Origin of the sequence: Pseudomonas sp. ML96 (assembly GCF_000761545.1) — a bacterium.
In the GTDB taxonomy this organism is placed as follows: domain Bacteria; phylum Pseudomonadota; class Gammaproteobacteria; order Pseudomonadales; family Pseudomonadaceae; genus Aquipseudomonas.
Map to the genome: position 1 here is coordinate 78589 of NZ_JPMY01000010.1, position 18426 is coordinate 97014.

At 65.6% G+C, this 18426-nt stretch carries 19 protein-coding genes; 5 read left to right on the top strand and 14 right to left on the bottom strand.

The window, feature by feature from the left end; translation table 11 throughout:
* The first annotated feature begins 18 nt into the window (after positions 1 to 18).
* Entirely contained in the window at positions 19 to 1440 is a 1422-nt protein-coding gene (gene rhlB, locus IP89_RS07015) for an ATP-dependent RNA helicase RhlB (RefSeq protein WP_043308631.1), read from the top strand.
* A 52-nt stretch (positions 1441 to 1492) separates the two neighbouring features.
* On the opposite strand, the gene IP89_RS07020 is transcribed toward rhlB, so the two are convergent.
* From IP89_RS07020 to xerD, 6 genes are all read right to left on the bottom strand, one after another.
* A complete protein-coding gene (locus IP89_RS07020; protein WP_043308632.1) occupies positions 1493 to 1795 on the bottom strand; it encodes a ribbon-helix-helix domain-containing protein in 303 nt (100 codons plus the stop codon).
* Between the two features lie 16 nt (positions 1796 to 1811).
* Positions 1812 to 2378, bottom strand: a complete 567-nt coding sequence (locus IP89_RS07025) for a DJ-1/PfpI family protein (RefSeq protein ID WP_043308633.1) — start codon at positions 2376 to 2378, stop codon at positions 1812 to 1814.
* A gap of 138 nt (positions 2379 to 2516) precedes the next feature.
* Positions 2517 to 3926 (bottom strand): threonine synthase, encoded by a 1410-nt coding sequence (gene thrC, locus IP89_RS07030; RefSeq protein WP_043308634.1) that lies wholly within the window; start codon positions 3924 to 3926, stop codon positions 2517 to 2519.
* 12 nt (positions 3927 to 3938) lie between these two features.
* Positions 3939 to 5243, bottom strand: a complete 1305-nt coding sequence (locus IP89_RS07035) for a homoserine dehydrogenase (protein WP_043308635.1) — start codon at positions 5241 to 5243, stop codon at positions 3939 to 3941.
* 110 nt (positions 5244 to 5353) lie between these two features.
* Positions 5354 to 6082, bottom strand: coding sequence for a thioredoxin fold domain-containing protein (locus IP89_RS07040; protein WP_043308636.1), 729 nt, complete (start codon positions 6080 to 6082; stop codon positions 5354 to 5356).
* A 224-nt stretch (positions 6083 to 6306) separates the two neighbouring features.
* The gene (gene xerD, locus IP89_RS07045; RefSeq protein WP_043308637.1) at positions 6307 to 7203 is read right to left on the bottom strand and encodes a site-specific tyrosine recombinase XerD; all 897 of its coding nucleotides are present in this window, start codon (positions 7201 to 7203) and stop codon (positions 6307 to 6309) included.
* 77 nt (positions 7204 to 7280) lie between these two features.
* Here xerD and IP89_RS07050 point away from each other — a divergent pair, with 77 nt between their 5' ends.
* On the top strand, positions 7281 to 9083 hold the full coding sequence (locus tag IP89_RS07050) for a sodium:proton antiporter (protein WP_043308638.1): 1803 nt from the start codon (positions 7281 to 7283) through the stop codon (positions 9081 to 9083).
* Between the two features lie 26 nt (positions 9084 to 9109).
* Here IP89_RS07050 and IP89_RS07055 read toward each other — a convergent pair whose 3' ends face one another.
* The 6 genes from IP89_RS07055 to ffh form a co-directional block, all read right to left on the bottom strand.
* On the bottom strand, positions 9110 to 9520 hold the full coding sequence (locus IP89_RS07055; protein ID WP_043308639.1) for an acyl-CoA thioesterase: 411 nt from the start codon (positions 9518 to 9520) through the stop codon (positions 9110 to 9112).
* A gap of 159 nt (positions 9521 to 9679) precedes the next feature.
* Positions 9680 to 10030, bottom strand: a complete 351-nt coding sequence (gene rplS / locus IP89_RS07060; RefSeq protein WP_043308640.1) for a 50S ribosomal protein L19 — start codon at positions 10028 to 10030, stop codon at positions 9680 to 9682.
* Positions 10031 to 10069: 39 nt separating this feature from the next.
* Positions 10070 to 10813 carry a tRNA (guanosine(37)-N1)-methyltransferase TrmD gene (gene trmD, locus IP89_RS07065; RefSeq protein ID WP_043308641.1) on the bottom strand — a complete coding sequence of 248 codons (744 nt, stop codon included), beginning with the start codon at positions 10811 to 10813 and terminating at the stop codon, positions 10070 to 10072.
* 28 nt (positions 10814 to 10841) lie between these two features.
* Positions 10842 to 11375 carry a ribosome maturation factor RimM gene (rimM, locus tag IP89_RS07070; RefSeq protein WP_043308642.1) on the bottom strand — a complete coding sequence of 178 codons (534 nt, stop codon included), beginning with the start codon at positions 11373 to 11375 and terminating at the stop codon, positions 10842 to 10844.
* Positions 11376 to 11380: 5 nt separating this feature from the next.
* Complete coding sequence (gene rpsP, locus IP89_RS07075) at positions 11381 to 11632, bottom strand: 30S ribosomal protein S16 (protein WP_021700306.1); 252 nt, start codon at positions 11630 to 11632, stop codon at positions 11381 to 11383.
* 134 nt (positions 11633 to 11766) lie between these two features.
* A complete protein-coding gene (gene ffh / locus IP89_RS07080) occupies positions 11767 to 13140 on the bottom strand; it encodes a signal recognition particle protein (protein ID WP_043308643.1) in 1374 nt (457 codons plus the stop codon).
* A 143-nt stretch (positions 13141 to 13283) separates the two neighbouring features.
* Between ffh and IP89_RS07085 the strand changes: the two genes are divergently transcribed.
* The 3 genes from IP89_RS07085 to IP89_RS07095 all read left to right on the top strand — a co-directional run bounded on the left by IP89_RS07085 (position 13284) and on the right by IP89_RS07095 (position 16528).
* Positions 13284 to 14084, top strand: a complete 801-nt coding sequence (locus tag IP89_RS07085) for an inner membrane protein YpjD (RefSeq protein ID WP_043308644.1) — start codon at positions 13284 to 13286, stop codon at positions 14082 to 14084.
* A gap of 7 nt (positions 14085 to 14091) precedes the next feature.
* Positions 14092 to 14973, top strand: a complete 882-nt coding sequence (locus IP89_RS07090) for a transporter associated domain-containing protein (protein ID WP_052080989.1) — start codon at positions 14092 to 14094, stop codon at positions 14971 to 14973.
* Positions 14974 to 15208: 235 nt separating this feature from the next.
* Positions 15209 to 16528, top strand: coding sequence for an MFS transporter (locus IP89_RS07095; protein WP_043308645.1), 1320 nt, complete (start codon positions 15209 to 15211; stop codon positions 16526 to 16528).
* On the opposite strand, the gene IP89_RS07100 is transcribed toward IP89_RS07095, so the two are convergent.
* The gene (locus IP89_RS07100) at positions 16512 to 17240 is read right to left on the bottom strand and encodes an SGNH/GDSL hydrolase family protein (RefSeq protein WP_081963194.1); all 729 of its coding nucleotides are present in this window, start codon (positions 17238 to 17240) and stop codon (positions 16512 to 16514) included. The genes IP89_RS07095 and IP89_RS07100 overlap by 17 nt on opposite strands.
* Positions 17237 to 18418: a formate-dependent phosphoribosylglycinamide formyltransferase gene (gene purT / locus IP89_RS07105; RefSeq protein WP_043308646.1), complete on the bottom strand. Its 1182-nt coding sequence runs from the start codon at positions 18416 to 18418 to the stop codon at positions 17237 to 17239. Before purT ends, IP89_RS07100 begins: the two co-directional genes overlap by 4 nt.
* Positions 18419 to 18426 lie beyond the last annotated feature (8 nt).

Consider the following 18426-nt stretch of genomic DNA (forward strand, 5'->3'; position numbering starts at 1 on the left):
GACCAATACGAGACGGCCGTGCTCAAAGCACTCAAGAAAATCTTCAGCAAGGGCGAAGCCGAACAGCCCGCCAGCAGCATTCCCGCCACGCCTCCCAGCGCTCCCGCCAAACAGGACGGCCAGCGCGATGCCAAGCCAAAGCAGGCCAACGAGCCCCGCCCGGGCAAAGACACCAAGCCACGCACCGACAAGCCGCGCCGCGAACGCCCGGCCAAACCGGTGGATACCTGGAAGCTGGAAGACTTCGTGGTCGAGCCGCAGGAAGGCAAGACGCGCTTCCACGACTTCAAGCTGGCTCCCGAGCTGATGCACGCCATCCACGACCTCGGCTTCCCTTACTGCACGCCGATCCAGGCCCAGGTCCTCGGCCACACCCTGCGGGGCAAGGATGCCATCGGCCGCGCCCAGACCGGCACCGGCAAGACCGCCGCCTTCCTTATCTCGACCATCACCCAGCTGTTGCAGACCCAGGTGCCGAAAGAGCGCTACATGGGCGAGCCGCGCGCGCTGATCATCGCGCCGACCCGTGAGCTGGTGGTGCAGATCGCCAAGGACGCCGAGGCCCTGACCAAGTACACCGGCCTCAACGTCATGCAGTTCGTCGGCGGCATGGACTTCGACAAGCAACTCAAGCAGCTCGAGTCGCGCTACTGCGACATCCTGGTCGCCACTCCCGGCCGCCTGCTGGACTTCAACCAGCGCGGCGAAGTGCACCTGGACATGGTCGAAGTGATGGTGCTGGACGAAGCCGACCGCATGCTCGACATGGGCTTCATCCCGCAGGTGCGCCAGATCATCCGCCAGACCCCGATGAAGGGTGATCGCCAGACCCTGCTGTTCTCCGCCACCTTCACCGAAGACGTGATGAACCTGGCGCGGCAGTGGACGGTGAACCCGGCCATCGTCGAGATCGAGCCGGAAAACGTCGCCAGCGACACCGTCGAGCAGCACGTCTACGCCGTGTCCAGCCAGGACAAGTACAAACTGCTGTACAACCTGGTGACGCAGAACGACTGGCAGCGGGTGATGGTGTTCGCCAACCGCCGCGACGAAGTACGCCGTATCGAGGAGAAGCTGATCCGCGACGGCGTCAGCGCCGCGCAGATGTCCGGCGACGTGCCGCAGCACAAGCGGATCAAGACCCTGGAAGGCTTCCGCGAAGGCAAGATCCGCGTGATGGTCGCCACCGACGTCGCCGGCCGCGGCATCCACGTCGACGGCATCAGCCACGTGATCAACTTCACCCTGCCGGAAGTGCCGGACGACTACGTGCACCGCATCGGCCGTACCGGCCGCGCCGGCGCCAGCGGCACCTCGATCAGCTTCGCCGGCGAGGACGACGCCTTCGCCCTGCCGCCGATCGAAGAACTGCTCGGCCGCAAGATCAATTGCGAGATGCCACCGGAAGAACTGCTCAAACCGGTGCCACGCAAGCACTGATTGGCAGCCATAAAAAAGCCCGCTCGACGCGGGCTTTTTTATGGGCGCTCACTTAGCGCGACTGCACCAGACTGAGCACCTCGGCGCTCGGCTGCGGGCGCTGCGCCAGGAAACGCGTGCAGCTGACGCGCAGGAAGGAGGCGAAGTTGACCACTTCGCCGCGGTAGTCCATGACCTCCTCATACAGCTTGGTGATCAGCTGATTGGTGGTCATGCCGTCGACCTCGGCGATCTCGCGCAGGATGTCCCAGAACTGATTTTCTAAACGCAGGGTGGTGACCACCCCGCGGATGCGCAGGGAGCGCGAGCGCGACTCGTAGAGGATCGGATCGGCCTTTACATACAACTCGCACATTCCCTGCTCTCCTCTCTCAGCCCAGCACTTTCAGGAACGCCGCCAGCCAGGCCGGATGCGCCGGCCAGGCCGGGGCAGTGACCAGGTTGCCGTCGACGTGCACGCCATCCATCGGCACCTCCACGTACTCGCCACCGGCCAGACGCACTTCCGGCGCGCAGGCCGGATAGGCGCTGCAGCCGCGGCCCTTGAGCACATCGGCGGCGGCCAGCAGCTGGGCGCCGTGGCACACCGCGGCAATCGGCTTGCCGGCCTTGGCGAAGGCCTGTACCAGGGCGATCACCTCGCCATTCAGGCGCAGGTATTCGGGGGCGCGGCCACCGGGAATCAGCAGGCCGTCGTAGGCACCTTCCGTGACCTTGGCGAAGTCGAAGTTGAGGGCGAAATTATGCCCCGGTTTCTCGCTGTAGGTCTGGTCGCCCTCGAAGTCGTGGATCGCGGTGCGCACGCTCTGCCCGGCGCTCTTGCCGGGGCAGACCGCATGCACGGTGTGGCCGACCATCTGCAGGGCCTGGAACGGCACCATGGTCTCGTAGTCTTCGACGTAGTCGCCGACCAGCATCAGGATCTTCTTCGCCGTCATGACAGCAGCCTCCTCTGTGAATGTGGCGCCAGTCTGCGCCGCCTCACCCGAGCCAGGGTAACAGCTGGCTACTACAGGGCCATGCGCCGCCCATAAAAAAGCCCCGCACCAGGCGGGGCTCTTCATCACGGTGCAGCCTTACAGCGGCTTGCCGCGATTGCCGTGGGCGGCGACGAACTGCTGTACGGTCTTCAGGTCGTTGGCCAGCACGGTGCAGCGCTCGTCGCGCTGGAACAGGTCGGTCAGGTGCGGCGGCAGGGCCGGAACCGCGTCGATGCCGGCCTTCTCCACCGCTTCCGGGAACTTGACCGGGTGCGCGGTACCCAGGGTGACCATCGGCACCGCCAGGCTGCGACGGCACTCACGCGCGGCACGCACGCCGATGGCGGTGTGCGGGTCGAGCAGCTCGCCGCACTCCTGGTACACCTCGGCGATGGTCTCGCAGGTCTGCTCGTCGTTGACGGCCAGGGAATCGAACAGCTTGCGCGCCTCGGTCCAGCGGTCTTCCTCGACGCTGAAACCGCCGCCCAGCTTGAAGGTGTCCATCAGGTTGGCGATGGCGGCGCCGTTGCGGCCGTGCAGGTCGAACAGCAGGCGCTCGAAGTTGGACGAAACCATGATGTCCATCGACGGCGACAGGGTCGGGTGCAGGGTGTCCTTCACATACTGATTGCCGCTCATGAAGCGGTGCAGGATGTCGTTGCGGTTGGTGGCGACGATCAGCTGGCTGATCGGCAGGCCCATGTTGCGTGCCAGGTAGCCGGCGAAGATGTCGCCGAAGTTGCCAGTCGGCACCGAGAACGCGATGGAGCGCGCCGGGCCACCCAGCTGCAGAGCAGCGTGGAAGTAGTAGACGATCTGGGCCATGATCCGCGCCCAGTTGATCGAGTTGACTGCCACCAGACGGGTGCCCTTGAGGAAGCTCTGGTCGGCGAAGCTGGCCTTGACCATCTCCTGGCAATCATCGAAGTTGCCTTCGATGGCAATGTTGTGGATGTTCTCGCCGAGGATGGTGGTCATCTGCCGGCGCTGCACCTCGGACACACGGTTGTGCGGGTGCATGATGAAGATATCGACGTGCTCGCAGGCCTTGCAGCCTTCGATGGCGGCCGAACCGGTGTCACCGGAGGTGGCGCCCATGATCACCACGCGCTCGCCGCGCTTGCTCAGCACATGGTCGAGCAGGCGGCCGAGCAGCTGCAGGGCGAAGTCCTTGAAGGCCAGGGTCGGGCCGTGGAACAGCTCCAGTACCCACTCGTTGCCGTTGAGCTGGCGCAGCGGCGCCACGGCGTTGTGGGCGAACACGCCGTAGGTTTCTTCGAGGATCTTCTTGAAGTCGGCATCGGCGATCGAGCCGGCGACGAACGGGCGCATCACGCGGAAGGCCAGCTCGTGGTATGGCAGGCCGGCCCAGGAGGCGATCTCCTCCTGGGTGAAGCGCGGCAGGTTTTCCGGAACGTAGAGGCCGCCGTCGCTGGCCAGGCCAGCGAGCAGGACGTCTTCGAAGTTGAGGGCCGGGGCCTGGCCGCGGGTGCTGATATAACGCATGACTTTCTTACCTCAGACCAGTTGCTCGACGCGGATACGCACGACTTTACCGACCACGTCGGCCAGCCCTTCGAGGGCGGCGATGGCGTCGTCGATGCGCGATTCGACGACCCGGTGGGTGACCAGGATCATCGGTACCAGACCGTCTTGCTCTTCGGCCTCTTTCTGCATGATCGATTCAATGTTGATGCCGCGCTCGGACAGGATGCTCGCCACCTGGGCCAGTACGCCCGGATGGTCCTTGGCCTGGATGCGCAGGTAGTAGGCGCTCTCGCTCTCGGCGATCGGCAGGATCGGGTGGTCGCTCAGGGCATCCGGCTGGAAGGCCAGGTGCGGCACGCGGTTGGTCGGATCGCTGGTCAGGGCACGCACCACGTCGACCAGGTCGGCCACCACGGCGGACGCGGTGGCGTCCATGCCGGCGCCGGCGCCGTAGTAGAGGGTCGAACCGGAGGCGTCACCGTTGACCATCACCGCGTTCATCACGCCGTTGACGTTGGCGATCAGGCGGTCGGCCGGGATCAGGGTCGGGTGCACGCGCAACTCGATGCCAGCCTCGGTGCGGCGAGCCACGCCGAGGTGCTTGATGCGGTAGCCCAGGGCCTCGGCGTAGTTCACGTCAGCGCTGGTCAGCTTGCTGATGCCTTCGGTGTAGGCCTTGTCGAACTGCAGCGGGATGCCGAAGGCGATGGACGCGAGGATGGTCAGCTTGTGCGCGGCGTCGATGCCTTCCACGTCGAAGGTCGGATCAGCCTCGGCGTAGCCCAGAGCCTGGGCCTCCTTGAGCACGTCCTCGAAGGCACGGCCTTTCTCGCGCATCTCGGTGAGGATGAAGTTGCCGGTGCCGTTGATGATGCCGGCCAGCCAGTTGATACGGTTGCCGGCCAGGCCCTCGCGGATCGCCTTGATCACCGGGATGCCACCGGCCACGGCGGCTTCGAAGGCGACGATCACGCCCTTCTCGCGGGCCTTGGCGAAGATCTCGTTGCCGTGCACGGCGATCAGCGCCTTGTTGGCGGTGACCACGTGCTTGCCGTTCTCGATGGCCTTGAGCACCAGCTCGTGGGCCAGGGTGTAGCCACCGATCAGCTCGATGACCACGTCGATTTCCGGGTTGTTGGCCACGTCGAAGATGTCGGCGGTGATGGGGGTGGCACCGGTTTCACACTTCGGGTTGGGGCGACGAGCGGCAATCTGCGCGACTTCGATTCCACGCCCGGCACGGCGGGCAATCTCCTCGGCGTTGCGCTTGAGTACGTTGAAGGTACCGCCACCGACGGTACCCAGCCCACAGATGCCCACTTTCACCGGTTTCACGTTGTTTTCCCCATCTGCTACACGAAACGGCCGGGGCACGCCCCGGCCGCACAAAAGAGCCGCACTTTACGAAGCGCCAGTACCTTAGGTCAATCGGCGCGCAGGCCGAATTACTGGGCCTTCAGGGCAATTTCGGCCAGTTGCGGGGCCGGCTGATAGCCCGGAATCATCTCGCCATTGCCGAGAATGATCGAAGGGGTGCCGCTGACGCCGACCATCTGGCCCAATTCGTACTGCTTGGCCACCGGGTTGGTGCAGGTCGCCGCCGGTACATCCTCACGCGACTTGGCCAGGTTCATGGCCGCCTGGCGGTCCTTGGCGCACCAGACGCTGACCAGGGTGTTGTAACCGTGGCTGCCGATACCCTGACGCGGGAAAGCCATGTAACGCACCTCGATGCCACGGCGATTGAGCTCCGGCACTTCGCTGTGCAGCTTCTGGCAGTAGCCGCAGTCGGTATCGGTGAACACGGTGATATGCGCCTTGGCCGGCTCTTTGGGCGAGAACACCACCATCTCGCTGGTAGGAATCGCGTTGATTTCCTTGGCGATGCCTTTGCTCTCGGCCTGGCGAGTCAGGTTGACTGCCTCGTCGCCCTTCATCTGATAGAGATTGCCCTGCATCAGGAACTGGCCATCGGCGCTGGCATACAGCAGGCGACCGCCCTTGAGGTGAACCTGAAACAGACCGGTGAACGGGCTCTCGGCGATGGCCTCGATCGGCATGTCGGGCTGCAGCTTGGTCAGGCTGGCGCGGATGGCCTGATCGGGATCGGCGGCCAGGGCAACGGAAGCAGCGAGGCCGAGAATGGCACCACTCAGTACACGGAAAGCGGACATGAAGTACTCCTGTGACAGTGGCGCCAGACTACCACAGCAGGCCCGCAGCGCCGACCGCAGACGCTGGGCGGCCATCTCAGACGGATGGACGCGTAGAACTCGCACTACGCGGTATTCCGCAACCGTGATGACATCCCTGTCGAGATAGCGTGGCACCACCAATCCCCGGCCCGGCCATCCATGGCCGGTCGTTCGCCTTTGCGACGCAGTGCGTCGCAAGAGGCTCACCCCCTCGGGTGATGCTGAGCGTGCAGTTCCTGCAGGCGCGCACGGGCGATATGGGTGTAGATCTGCGTGGTGGACAGGTCGCTGTGACCCAGCAGCATCTGCACCACGCGCAGGTCGGCGCCATGGTTGAGCAGGTGGGTGGCGAAGGCGTGACGCAGAGTATGCGGCGACAGCGGCTTGAGAATGCCCGCCACCCTGGCCTGGTGCTTGATGCGGTGCCAGAAGGTCTGCCGCGTCATCTGCTCGCCGCGCAGGCTGGGAAACAGCACGTCGCTGGGCTTGCCGTCGAGCAGGAATGGCCGCGCCTCGCGGGTATAGCGCTCGACCCAGGCGATGGCCTCCTCGCCCAGCGGCACCAGGCGCTCCTTGCTGCCCTTGCCGAACACCCGCAGCACGCCCTGGCGCAGGTTGACCTGCTCCAGGGTCAGCGACACCAACTCGGTGACGCGTAGACCGCAGGCATAGAGGACCTCGAGCATGGCGCGGTCGCGCAGGCCGATCGGGTCCTCCAGCTCCGGCGCCGCCAGCAGCGCCTCGACGTCGGCCTCGGACAACGACTTAGGCAGCGGCCTGCCGAGCTGCGGCAACTCCACCTGCAGGGTCGGGTCCTCGCCGATCAGCCCCTCGCGCAGCAGGTAGCGATAGAAGCCGCGCAGCCCCGACAGCAGGCGCGCCGTGGAACGCGCCTTGTAGCCCTGCTCCAGGCGCCAGCCAAGGTGATCGAGGATGCTCTCGCGCCCGGCGTGCTGCAGTTCGCCGCCACGCGCCTGCAGCCAGACGTGGAAGTGGCCGAGATCGCTGCGGTAGGCGGAACGCGTGTGCGGCGACAGGCCCTTCTCCAGCCACAGGGCATCGAGAAAGCGGTCGATCAGGGGGTGGTCTAGGACAGGCATCGAAGCACTTTGAACGGACGAAACTCGGGCTAGTCTTCCATAGCCTCCCCCGCCTTCACCAGAGATAAGGACTCCTGATGAGCGAAACCCACATCCTGCTCGGTCTCGGCGGCATCGGTGCCGCCGCGCTGCTCAGCCAGTGGCTGGCCTGGCGCCTGCGCCTGCCGGCAATCCTCTTCCTGCTGCTCTGCGGTATCGGCGCAGGCCCAGTGCTGGGCTGGCTGCAGCCGGAGCAGCTGTTCGGCCCACTGCTGTTCCCGCTGGTCTCGCTGTCGGTAGCGATCATCCTGTTCGAGGGCAGCCTGACCCTCAAGCTCGCCGAATGGCGCGAAATCGGCAGCGTTGTGCAGCGCATGGTGACCGTGGGTGCCCTCGCCACCTGGATAGTGATCACCCTGAGCACCCACTACCTGCTGAACTTCCCCTGGGACATGGCGGTACTGTTCGGCAGCCTGACCCTGGTCACCGGCCCGACGGTGATCGTGCCCATGCTACGGGTCATGCGCCCCAATGCCGCGGTGGCCAACATCCTGCGCTGGGAAGGCATCGTCATCGATCCTATCGGCGCGCTGCTGGCGGTGGTGGTGTTCAGCTTCATCGTCAGCCAGGACGGCCATGGCGGCGCCGTGAGCGCAGGCCTCTCGACCTTCGCCGCGGTGATTGCCTGCGGCTGCCTGCTGGGTGCAGCCGGTGGCTGGCTGTTCGGCGTTGCCCTGCGCCGCCACTGGCTGCCGGAATATCTGCAGAACCTGGCAGCCCTGGCGGCGGTGCTGGGCATCTTCATCGCCGCCAACCTGCTGGTCAGCGAGTCCGGCCTGCTGGCGGTGACGGTGATGGGCATGTGGCTGGCCAACATGCGTGGCGTCGATGTGCAGCACATCCTGCACTTCAAGGAGAACCTCAGCGTGCTGCTGATCTCCGGCCTGTTCATCCTGCTCGCAGCGCGCCTGGACCTGGACGCGCTGATCGCCCTCGGCCCCGTCACCCTGGCAGTGCTGGCGATCATCCAGCTGATCGCCCGCCCGCTGTGCGTGGCTCTGAGCACAGCCGGCTCGAGCCTGAACTGGCGCGAGCGCGCCCTGCTGTCCTGGATCGCCCCGCGTGGCATTGTCGCGGCGGCGGTCTCGGCCATCTTCGCCGAGCGCCTGGCGCACCACGGCTACAGTCAGGCGCACCTGCTGGTACCGCTGACCTTCCTGGTGATCATCGGCACCGTGGTGCTGCAGAGCGCCACCGCACGCCCGCTGGCCCATTTGCTGAAAGTCTCCGAGCCATCTCCGCGCGGTTTCCTGATCATCGGTGCCAACCCGCTGGCCAGGGCGGTCGGCAAGGCCCTGCAGCAGCGCGAACAGCGCGTGCTGTTGACCGACTCCAGCTGGGAGAACATCAGCGCCGCGCGCATGGACGGCCTGCCGACCTATTTCGGCAACCCGGCCTCGCAGCATGCCGACGCCCACCTGGACATGGTCGGCCTCGGCCAGCTGCTCGCCCTGTCACCCTCCAGCGAACAGAACAGCCTGGCCTGCACGCGCTTTCGCCCGGACTTCGGCAAGGCCAATCTGTACTACCTGCCGAGCCAGCGCGAACAGCGCCTGAGCGAGAAACACAGAACCAGCGACAAACACCGCGGCCAGCCCCTCGGCTACCCGTCGCAGACCTACGGCCAGTTGGCCAGCGCCCTGGCCCGTGGCGCCGAGATCCGCAGCACCACGCTGTCGGAGAGCTTCACCTGGGGGCACTACCGCAGCCTGCACGGAGATGCCGCCACCCTGCTGATGGCCTTCGATACCCGTGGCTGGTTCCACATCGCCAGCGCCACGCTGGACTTCACCCCCGGGCCGGGCTGGACCCTGCTCGCCCTGATCGACGCCGAGGAATGAAAAAGGCGCCTCGCGGCGCCTTCTCCTTACTCGATGCCCGGCAGGACCGGCACCGGCTTCTTGTCGTCGCCGATGGCGACGAAGCTGAACACGCCACTGATAGCCTTCTCGCGATCGCCGCAGTACATGCCCTCGACATACACCTCGACCTCGACCTTGAGGCTGGTGTTGCCCACGGCGATCACCCGGCCGATCAGTTCGACCAGTGAGCCGGCAGGGATCGCATGCTTGAAGTCGATGCGGTCGCTGGACACGGTCACCAGCGGCAAACGGCAGAAACGCGTGGCGGCGATGAAGGACACTTCGTCCATCCAGGCCAGCGCGGTGCCGCCGAACAGGGTGTTGTGGTGATTGGTGGTCGGCGGGAACACCGCCTTGACGACGCGGGTTTCCGACAGCTCGGTACGGCGCTGGATCTCTTGCTCTCTGGGGGTCATGCCACTACTGCTCCAAGGGAATGTGGCCGCCTGTGCCGCGCTCTTGTCTTTGTTGTCACGCTGCCCGTACGGCAGGGCTCTGGACCCGTCGGTCAGCGGGTCCCGAAAACGAAAAAAGCAGCCCGGAGGCTGCTTCTTTCAGGTCGGAAGACCGTCCTATCAGGACAGTTTTTCCTTGATACGAGCTGCCTTGCCGGACAGGTCGCGGAGGTAGTACAGCTTGGCCTTGCGCACGTCGCCGCGACGCTTGACGCTCACGCTGTCGATCAGCGGAGAGTAGGTCTGGAAGGTACGCTCAACGCCAACGCCGTTGGAGATTTTACGCACGGTGAAAGCGCTGTTCAGGCCGCGGTTACGCTTGCCGATTACCACGCCTTCGAAGGCCTGCAGACGCGAACGGTCGCCTTCCTTTACCTTCACCTGAACGATGATGGTGTCACCCGGGGCGAAAGCCGGGATTTCTTTGTTCATCTGCTCGGCTTCGAGCATCTGGATAATTTTGTTGGTCATGCTGCGCTCCTAAGACAGACTCTGTCTGCCATCGATACGTTAACTATCGTCCCGCTGGCGGATGTACTCCTCCAGCAGCTTCTTCTCTTCTCCAGAAAGCGAGCGGCTATCCAGAAGATCGACACGGCGTTCCCAGGTTCGCCCGAGGGCTTGCTGCAGGCGCCAGCGCCGGATGTGTTCATGGTTGCCGCTAAGCAGCACGTCCGGAACACGCTTGCCTTCGTACACCTCAGGTCGGGTGTAGTGCGGGCAATCGAGGAGGCCATCGCTGAACGAGTCCTCCTCGGCGGAATCTGCATGCCCGAGCGCACCCGGGAGCAGCCGCGTAACAGCATCGATCAGCACCATCGCCGGAAGCTCACCGCCGGAGAGGACGTAATCGCCGATCGACCATTCCTCATCGACATGCGTCTCGATGAAACGCTCGTCGATGCCTTCGTAGCGGCCGGCGATGAGAATCAGCGCCTGCTCGCTAGCCAGTTCACGAACCCCCTGCTGAGACAGCTGGCGGCCCTGCGGCGACAGGTAGATGACCTTCGCCGCCTCCCCGGCAGCTGCCTTGGCCGTAGCCAGTGCAAGTTCCAGGGGCTTGATCTTCATCACCATGCCGGGGCCACCGCCGAAGGGGCGATCGTCCACCGTCTGATGACGGTCGTCGGTGAAATCACGCAGCTGGTGGCAGTTCAACTGCAACAAGCCCTGCTTCACTGCACGACTGGTAATACCGTACTGACTGATAGCGGCGAACATCTCCGGGAAGATGCTGATGACTTCGACACGCATGGCACTCGCTCGGGCAAGAGCCTGGGGCTCAGAAATCCGCGTCCCAGTCGACCCGCATCTCGCCGGCGGCCAGGTCGATCTGCTGCACACACTGCTCGGTATAGGGCAGTAGGCGCTCGCGATCATCCAGGCTGCCCGGACAGGGCTTGACCACCATCACATCGTTGGAGCCGGTTTCCAGCAGGTGATCGAGGCGCCCGAGCAGTTGCCCTTGCAGATCGATCACTTTCAGTCCTTCCAGCTGGTGCCAGTAGAACTCGCCATCTTCCAGGTCGGGTAGCAATGCACGCGGCACGCAAATATCGAAACCCGCAAAGGTACGTGCTACCTCGCGGTCATCGAGCCCCTTGAGCTTGGCCACCAGGACTTTGCCCTGGAGGCGGCCGCTGACCAGCTCCACCTGCTTGACCTCACCCTCGCGCTTGAGCGTCCAGGGGCTGTAATCGAGCAGGTTGTCGATCGGGTCGGTGAAGGAATAGATCTTCACTTCCCCACGCACGCCGTGCACCGAAGTGATCTTGCCGAGGACGATCAGGTCCTCAGCGGACGGCGTAGCGTTCATATTGCTTAGGCAGCAGCCTTGGCAGCTTCCTTCAGCAGCTGAGCAACGCGCTCAGACGGCTGGGCGCCCTGGCTCAGCCAGTAGGTAGCGCGCTCTTGGTTCACGGAGAGCTTCACTTCGGCACCAGTGGCGACCGGGTTGAAGAAACCGATGCGCTCAACAAAGCGACCGTCGCGCGCATTGCGGCTGTTGGTCACGGTCAGGTGGTAGAAGGGGCGCTTCTTGGAGCCGCCACGAGCAAGACGGATGGTTACCATTGAACTTCGTTCCTGTAATCGGTGCTAACTTAAAGGCACACACTTTGATGGGCCTAGGCCCGAAAGGCCGCATATTCTAAGGATTATCCGGCCATTTGCAAATCTCTTTTTCGGGCCATCCATCGGCCCCGGGCTCACAGCTTCGGCAGCCCGCCCGGCATCATGCCGCCAAGGCCGCGCATCATCTTGGCCATGCCGCCCTTGGCGGTGAATTTCTTCATCATTTTCTGCATCTGCTTGTGCTGCTTGATCAGCCGCCCGACATCCTGCACCTGAGTGCCGGAGCCAAGGGCGATGCGGCGCTTGCGCGAGCCACTGATGATTTCCGGATCGCGACGCTCGGAAGGCGTCATGGAGTCGATGATCGCCTCCATCTGCTTGAACTGTTTCTCCGCCGCGCCCTGGGCACCGCCCATCTGCGACAGATTGACCCCGCCGATGGACGGCAGCTTGTCCATCAGGCCGCCGAGGCCGCCCATGTTCTTCATCTGCTGCAGCTGATCGCGGAAGTCTTCGAGGTCGAAGCCCTTGCCCTTCTTCAGCTTCTTGGTGAGCTTCTCGGCCTTCTCGCGGTCGAGGGTCTGCTCGGCCTGCTCGATCAGGCTGAGCACGTCGCCCATGCCGAGGATGCGCGAGGCGATACGGTCCGGATGGAACGGCTCCAGCGCCTCGCTCTTCTCACCCATACCGATGAACTTGATCGGTTTGCCGGTGATGTGGCGCACGGACAGCGCGGCACCACCACGGGCGTCGCCGTCGACCTTGGTCAGCACCACGCCGGTCAGCGGCAGCGCATCGCCGAAGGCCTTGGCGGTGTTGGCAGCGTCCTGGCCGGTCATGGCATCCACCACGAACAGGGTCTCTGCCGGGTTGATCGCCGCGTGCACGGCCTGGATCTCGGCCATCATCTCGGCATCGATGGCCAGACGGCCGGCGGTGTCGACGATGACCACGTCGATGAACTTCAGCTTGGCCTCGGCGATCGCCGCCTGGGCGATGGCTACCGGCTTCTGACTGATGTCGGAGGGGAAGAAGGTCACGCCGATGTCGCTGGCCAGGGTTTCCAGCTGCTTGATCGCCGCCGGGCGGTAGACGTCCGCGGACACCACCATCACCGTCTTCTTCTTGCGCTCCTTGAGGAAGCGCGCCAGCTTGCCGGCGGTGGTGGTCTTACCAGCACCCTGCAGGCCCGCCATCAGCACCACGGCCGGCGGCGTCACAGCCAGGCTGAGGTCTTCGTTGGCCGCGCCCATCAGCTCTTCCAGCTCGGCGCGGACGATCTTCACGAAGGCCTGGCCCGGAGTCAGGCTCTTCGACACCTCGGTGCCGACCGCACGCTCCTTGACCTTGTTGACGAAGTCCTTGACCACCGGCAGGGCGACGTCGGCCTCGAGCAGGGCCATGCGCACTTCGCGCAGGGTGTCCTTGATGTTGTCCTCGGTCAGCTTGGCCTTGCCGGTGACATGGCGCAGCGTCTGTGACAGGCGGTCGGTTAGGTTCTCGAACATGCGCGATCCTTTGAGCGGGGTACTTGCAGCAAGCCGCGGAGTATAACGAACTGACCGAGCCGCCGACACCGCCGGCGGTCTTTCGTGAAACGCTTCTTATGTGCCACACTCACGACCTTTCGGGCCCAGCCATACACGGATTTATGCACCCTCTGCTGCCCAGTCTCGCCGCCGCCGGCCTGTATGCCGGTGCCACCCTTTATCACGGGTTGCGCTTCTCCCGCCGCCAGGCGCCGGACAAACGCCTGCTAGGCCTGCTCGGCGGCCTCGCCCTGATCGCCCACATCCTCAGCCTGGGCATCCAGCTGCTGCCGGGCAGCGGCCTCAACCTGGACTTCTTCAACGCCTCCAGCCTGATCGCCTGCGCGGTCATCGCGCTGATCCTGATTGGCACCACGCGCATCCCGGTGGAAAACCTGCTGCTGCCGCTGTTCCCACTTGGCGCGCTGACCGTACTGCTGGCGCAGTTCGCCCCGGCCGGCACCAGCCAGCCGATCAACGAGGCGCCAGGCATCCTCGCGCACATTCTGCTGTCGATCCTCGCCTACGGCCTGCTGACCATCGCCATGGTCCAGGCCCTGCTGCTGTCACTGCAGGACCACCAGCTCAAGCACAAGCACCCGTCCGGACTGATCCGCAACTTCCCGCCGCTGCAGACCATGGAAAGCCTGCTGTTCGGCTTCCTCTGGGCTGGCTGGCTGCTGCTGTCGCTGTCGCTACTGTCCGGCTGGCTGTTCTTCGAGGACCTGTTCGCCCAGCACCTGGTGCACAAGACCGTGCTGTCGTGCATCGCCTGGGTGGTGTTCGCCGTGCTCCTGTGGGGCCGCCACCAGCTCGGCTGGCGCGGGCACAAGGCTATCCGCTGGACCCTGGCCGGCTTCTGCCTGCTGATGCTGGCCTACTTCGGCAGCAAGCTGGTCCGCGAATTCATCCTGCACATCTGACCTCGACATGAACCTCGCCCCCTTCGAGTGGTGGCTCGGCGCCGCAATACTGCTGGCCGGCGCCCTGCTCCTGCTGCGCGAGCGCAATCTGCTGCCCTCCTCCATGCGCCGCACCAGCCGCCAGGACCGCGCCGCCGGTGCGCCGCGCATCGAGCGCCGGCGCACACCGCGCAACGGCACGCCGCAGGAAGGACGCCTGCAACGCCAGCACGCCCTGTTGCAGCTGCTGGAACTGGAGCGGGTTACGGTCGACGACATCATGATCCCGCGCAGCGAGATCGTCGGCATCGACCTGGACGACGAACTGCCACAGCTGATCGAGCAACTGCGCGGCGTCAGCCACACCCGCCTGCCGGTGTACCGCGGCGACATCAACCAGATCGAAGGCATCACCCACATGCGCCGCCTGGCCGCCCTGCTGACACAGAACCGGCTGAGCCACGCGACCCTGCAGGAAAGCTGCATCGCCCCCTACTTCGTGCCCAAGGGCACGCCGCTGGGCACCCAGCTGATGAACTTCCAGAAGGAGAAGCGCCGCCTCGGCCTGGTGGTCGACGAGTATGGCGACGTGCAGGGTGTGGTCACTCTGGAGGACCTGCTGGACGAGATCATCGGCGACTTCAGCCACATCGAGGGCGAAGAGAACCCGGATATCCACACCCAGGAAGATGGCTCGCGCATCATCGACGGCACCGCGAGCATCCGCGAGATCAACAAGGCCCTCGGCTGGCACCTGCCCAGCGAAGGCCCGAAGACGCTCAACGGCCTGGTCACCGAGGCCCTGGAGAGCATTCCGGACAGCCCGGTGTGCCTGAAGATCGGCCCCTACCGCCTGGAAATCCTCGAAGCCAGCGAGAACCGCGTACTGCGCGTACGCGCCTGGCACTAGCGGAAAGTCGTAGCGCGCGGCGGTTGTCCGCGCTTTGCGCCGCTTCCTATAATCGCCGCACCGCTTATCCAGCCTCCCGCCTGCCGATCCGCTACCCGCGGCCATCGCGCCGGCATTTAGGGACCCTGCGCGCGCCTCATCTCGCCACGCGCAGCCTGCATGCCTTTCCCGCCTACCCGGCAGCACTCCCCCGCCGTTTTCCGCTCCTGCGCGAGCGACAGTCCGGGAATACCAGATGACCAGCTCCACCTACGACAGCCCGCTCGAAGCGCCTGCCGCGCCGACCAATTCACCGGCGCGCGTGGCCACCGCCAGCTTCATCGGCACCGCCATCGAGTTCTATGATTTCTACGTCTACGCCACCGCCGCCGCGCTGGTGATCGGCCCGGTGTTCTTTCCGCAGGGTTCGGGCACCGCGCAGATGCTCGCCTCGTTCATCACCTTCGGCATCGCCTTCCTCGCCCGCCCGCTGGGTTCGGTGCTGTTCGGCCACTTCGGCGACCGCATCGGGCGCAAGTCGACGCTGGTCGCCTCACTGCTGCTGATGGGCATCTCCACCACCCTGATCGGCGTGCTGCCCGGCTACGACAGCATCGGCTTCTGGGCCCCCTTGCTGCTCTGTGTGCTGCGCTTCGGCCAGGGCCTGGGCCTGGGTGGCGAATGGGGTGGTGCGGCGCTGCTGGCCACCGAGAACGCGCCGCCGGGCAAGCGCGCCTGGTTCGGCATGTTCCCCCAGCTCGGCCCGTCGATCGGCTTCCTCGCCGCCAACGGCCTGTTCCTCGGTCTGGCCATGGTCCTCGATGACCAGCAGTTCCGCGACTGGGGCTGGCGCATTCCCTTCCTGCTCAGCGCCGCACTGGTGGTGGTCGGCCTCTATGTACGCCTGAAGCTGGAAGAGTCGCCGGTATTCGCCGAGGCGGCCGCGCGCGAGGAGCGCACCAAGCTGCCACTGGTGGAGACCTTCGCCCACTACTGGCTGCCGGTGACTCTCGGCGCCCTGGCGATGGTGGTGTGCTACGCGCTGTTCTACATCTCCACCGTGTTCTCGCTCAGCCACGGCACCAGCGTGCTCGGCTACAGCCGCGAGAGCTTCCTCGGCATGCTGTGCTTCGCCGTGCTGTTCATGGCCCTGGCCACGCCGATTTCGGCCTGGCTCAGCGACCGCTACGGGCGCAAGCCGGTGTTGCTGTTCGGCTGCGTGCTGGCGATCCTCTCCGGTTTCACCATGCAGCCGCTGCTGAGCCACGGCACGCCGGAAGCGGTGGCGCTGTTCCTGGCCATCGAGCTGTTCCTCATGGGCTTCACCTTCGCCCCCATGGGCGCGCTGCTGCCGGAGCTGTTCCCCACCCGCGTGCGCTACACCGGCGCCTCGGCGGCCTACAACCTGGGCGGCATCATCGGCGCCTCGGCGGCGCCCTTCTTCGCCCAGAAGCTGGTGACCCTGGGCGGCCTCGGTTATGTCGGTGGTTATGTATCGGTGGCGGCGGCGCTGAGCCTGGGCGCCGTGCTGTTCATCCGCGAGACCCGCGACCAGTCGCTCAGCGAGATTCGCTGAGGCGCTCGGCCAACTGCTCGGCCCACACGCGATAGCCCAGGGCCGAGGGGTGGTAGCCGTCGCGCGCCAGGTAATCGGGGCTGAAACGCAGCGCCACCGGCGCATAGCTGGCGCGTTCCTCGGCACTGACCCGGCGCAGCTCGGCGTCGAGCAGCGCGGCACGCCGCCCGAGTAGCTGGCGCAGCAGCCAGGGCAAGGCGCTGAAATGCTGGATCGGCGGCACGCCGGTGAACGCCACCCGCTCGCCTCGCGCGCTCAAGGCCCGGCTCAGCGCACGCAGCGACTGCTGCCAGCGCGCCAGCGAGCTGAGATGGGTAGTGTCGTTGACGCCGAATACCAGCAGCACCAGGTCCGCCGACTCGCTCAGGGCCAGCGGCAGCAGGCGCTCGCAAGCCTCGCCTGCGGTAATGCCGTTCTCGCCGCAGGCGCGCCAGGCCACCGGGCGCTGCAGACGTGCAGACAATGCCTGCGCCAGTTGCCCAGCCAGGGCAGCCTCCTGCACTTCGACACCGACACCGGCCACCGTCGACTCACCGATCAGCAGCAGCCGCAGCGGCTCACTCGCTAGCTCGACACCGACCAGACCACTCTGCGCGCCCGCCGCCTCCGGCAGGCGCAGCGCCGTGCGCCGGGTCCACAGGGCCTGCGGCAGGGCAATCGGCGCCAGGGCCAGCAGCAGCCCCCACCACAGCCCTGCGCGCAGGCGGCTCACAGCTCGACCTTGACCGCCTCGGACGCGCGCACGGCCTTGGCCCGCGCCGCCTCGATGCTCTCGTCGCGGGCCAGGGTCACGCCCATGCGCCGTTGGCCGCTGACCTCCGGCTTGCCGAACAGGCGCAGCGCGGTATCTGGCTCGGCCAGAACCGCACCGAGATTGGCGAAGGCCACCTGGCGCGACTCACCCTCGACCAGGATCACCGAGGAGGCGGACGGACCGAACTGGCGAATGCTCGGGATCGGCAGGCCGAGGATGGCCCGCGCATGCAGGGCGAACTCGGACAGGTCCTGGGAGATCAGGGTGACTAGGCCGGTGTCGTGCGGGCGCGGCGAGACTTCGCTGAACCACACCTGATCGCCTTTGACGAACAGCTCCACGCCGAACAGACCGCGGCCACCGAGGGCCTCGGTCACCGCCAGCGCCACGCGCTCGGACTCGGCCAGGGCCTTGGCGCTCATCGCCTGTGGCTGCCAGGACTCGTGGTAGTCGCCCTTGACCTGGCGGTGGCCGACCGGCGCGCAGAACGAGGTGCCGCCAATGTGGCGCACGGTGAGCAGGGTGATCTCGTAATCGAAGTCGATGAAGCCCTCGACTATCACCCGGCCCTTGCCGGCACGACCGCCTTCCTGGGCGTAATCCCAGGAAGCCTGCAGGTCGGCGTCGCTCTTCAGCACGCTCTGGCCCTTGCCGGAGGAGCTCATGATCGGCTTGACCACGCAGGGATAGCCGACCGACTGCACTGCCTCGGCGTAGGCCTCGTAGGTATCGGCAAAGTGGTAAGGCGAGGTCGGAAGACCCAGCTCTTCGGCGGCCAGGCGGCGGATGCCCTCGCGGTTCATGGTCAGCTTGGCGGCGCGCGCGGTGGGCACCACGGTGAAGCCTTCGGCCTCCAGCTCGACCAGGGTGTCGGTGGCGATCGCCTCGATCTCCGGCACGATGTAGTGCGGTTTTTCCGCCTCGATCACCGCGCGCAGGGCGGCGCCGTCGAGCATGCTGATCACGTGACTGCGGTGCGCCACCTGCATGGCCGGAGCATCGGCGTAACGGTCGACGGCGATCACTTCGCAGCCCAGGCGCTGCAGTTCTATCACCACTTCCTTGCCCAGCTCGCCGGAGCCACAGAGCAGGACGCGGGTCGCGGTAGGCGACAAGGGGGTACCGATACGGGGCATGCGGATGT

What these genes read in the sequence shown, in the direction of transcription:
- IP89_RS07025 (WP_043308633.1), bottom strand. Translation starts at nt 2,378, where the DNA reads ATGACGGCGAAGAAGATCCTGATGCTGGTCGGCGACTACGTCGAAGAC.
- rplS (WP_043308640.1), bottom strand. Translation starts at nt 10,030, where the DNA reads ATGACCAACAAAATTATCCAGATGCTCGAAGCCGAGCAGATGAACAAA.
- rpsP (WP_021700306.1), bottom strand. Translation starts at nt 11,632, where the DNA reads ATGGTAACCATCCGTCTTGCTCGTGGCGGCTCCAAGAAGCGCCCCTTC.
- rimM (WP_043308642.1), bottom strand. Translation starts at nt 11,375, where the DNA reads ATGAACGCTACGCCGTCCGCTGAGGACCTGATCGTCCTCGGCAAGATC.
- IP89_RS07085 (WP_043308644.1), top strand. Translation starts at nt 13,284, where the DNA reads ATGCACCCTCTGCTGCCCAGTCTCGCCGCCGCCGGCCTGTATGCCGGT.
- IP89_RS07090 (WP_052080989.1), top strand. Translation starts at nt 14,092, where the DNA reads ATGAACCTCGCCCCCTTCGAGTGGTGGCTCGGCGCCGCAATACTGCTG.
- IP89_RS07095 (WP_043308645.1), top strand. Translation starts at nt 15,209, where the DNA reads ATGACCAGCTCCACCTACGACAGCCCGCTCGAAGCGCCTGCCGCGCCG.
- IP89_RS07055 (WP_043308639.1), bottom strand. Translation starts at nt 9,520, where the DNA reads ATGACCCCCAGAGAGCAAGAGATCCAGCGCCGTACCGAGCTGTCGGAA.
- ffh (WP_043308643.1), bottom strand. Translation starts at nt 13,140, where the DNA reads ATGTTCGAGAACCTAACCGACCGCCTGTCACAGACGCTGCGCCATGTC.
- xerD (WP_043308637.1), bottom strand. Translation starts at nt 7,203, where the DNA reads ATGCCTGTCCTAGACCACCCCCTGATCGACCGCTTTCTCGATGCCCTG.
- IP89_RS07040 (WP_043308636.1), bottom strand. Translation starts at nt 6,082, where the DNA reads ATGTCCGCTTTCCGTGTACTGAGTGGTGCCATTCTCGGCCTCGCTGCT.
- purT (WP_043308646.1), bottom strand. Translation starts at nt 18,418, where the DNA reads ATGCCCCGTATCGGTACCCCCTTGTCGCCTACCGCGACCCGCGTCCTG.
- thrC (WP_043308634.1), bottom strand. Translation starts at nt 3,926, where the DNA reads ATGCGTTATATCAGCACCCGCGGCCAGGCCCCGGCCCTCAACTTCGAA.
- trmD (WP_043308641.1), bottom strand. Translation starts at nt 10,813, where the DNA reads ATGCGTGTCGAAGTCATCAGCATCTTCCCGGAGATGTTCGCCGCTATC.
- IP89_RS07020 (WP_043308632.1), bottom strand. Translation starts at nt 1,795, where the DNA reads ATGTGCGAGTTGTATGTAAAGGCCGATCCGATCCTCTACGAGTCGCGC.
- IP89_RS07050 (WP_043308638.1), top strand. Translation starts at nt 7,281, where the DNA reads ATGAGCGAAACCCACATCCTGCTCGGTCTCGGCGGCATCGGTGCCGCC.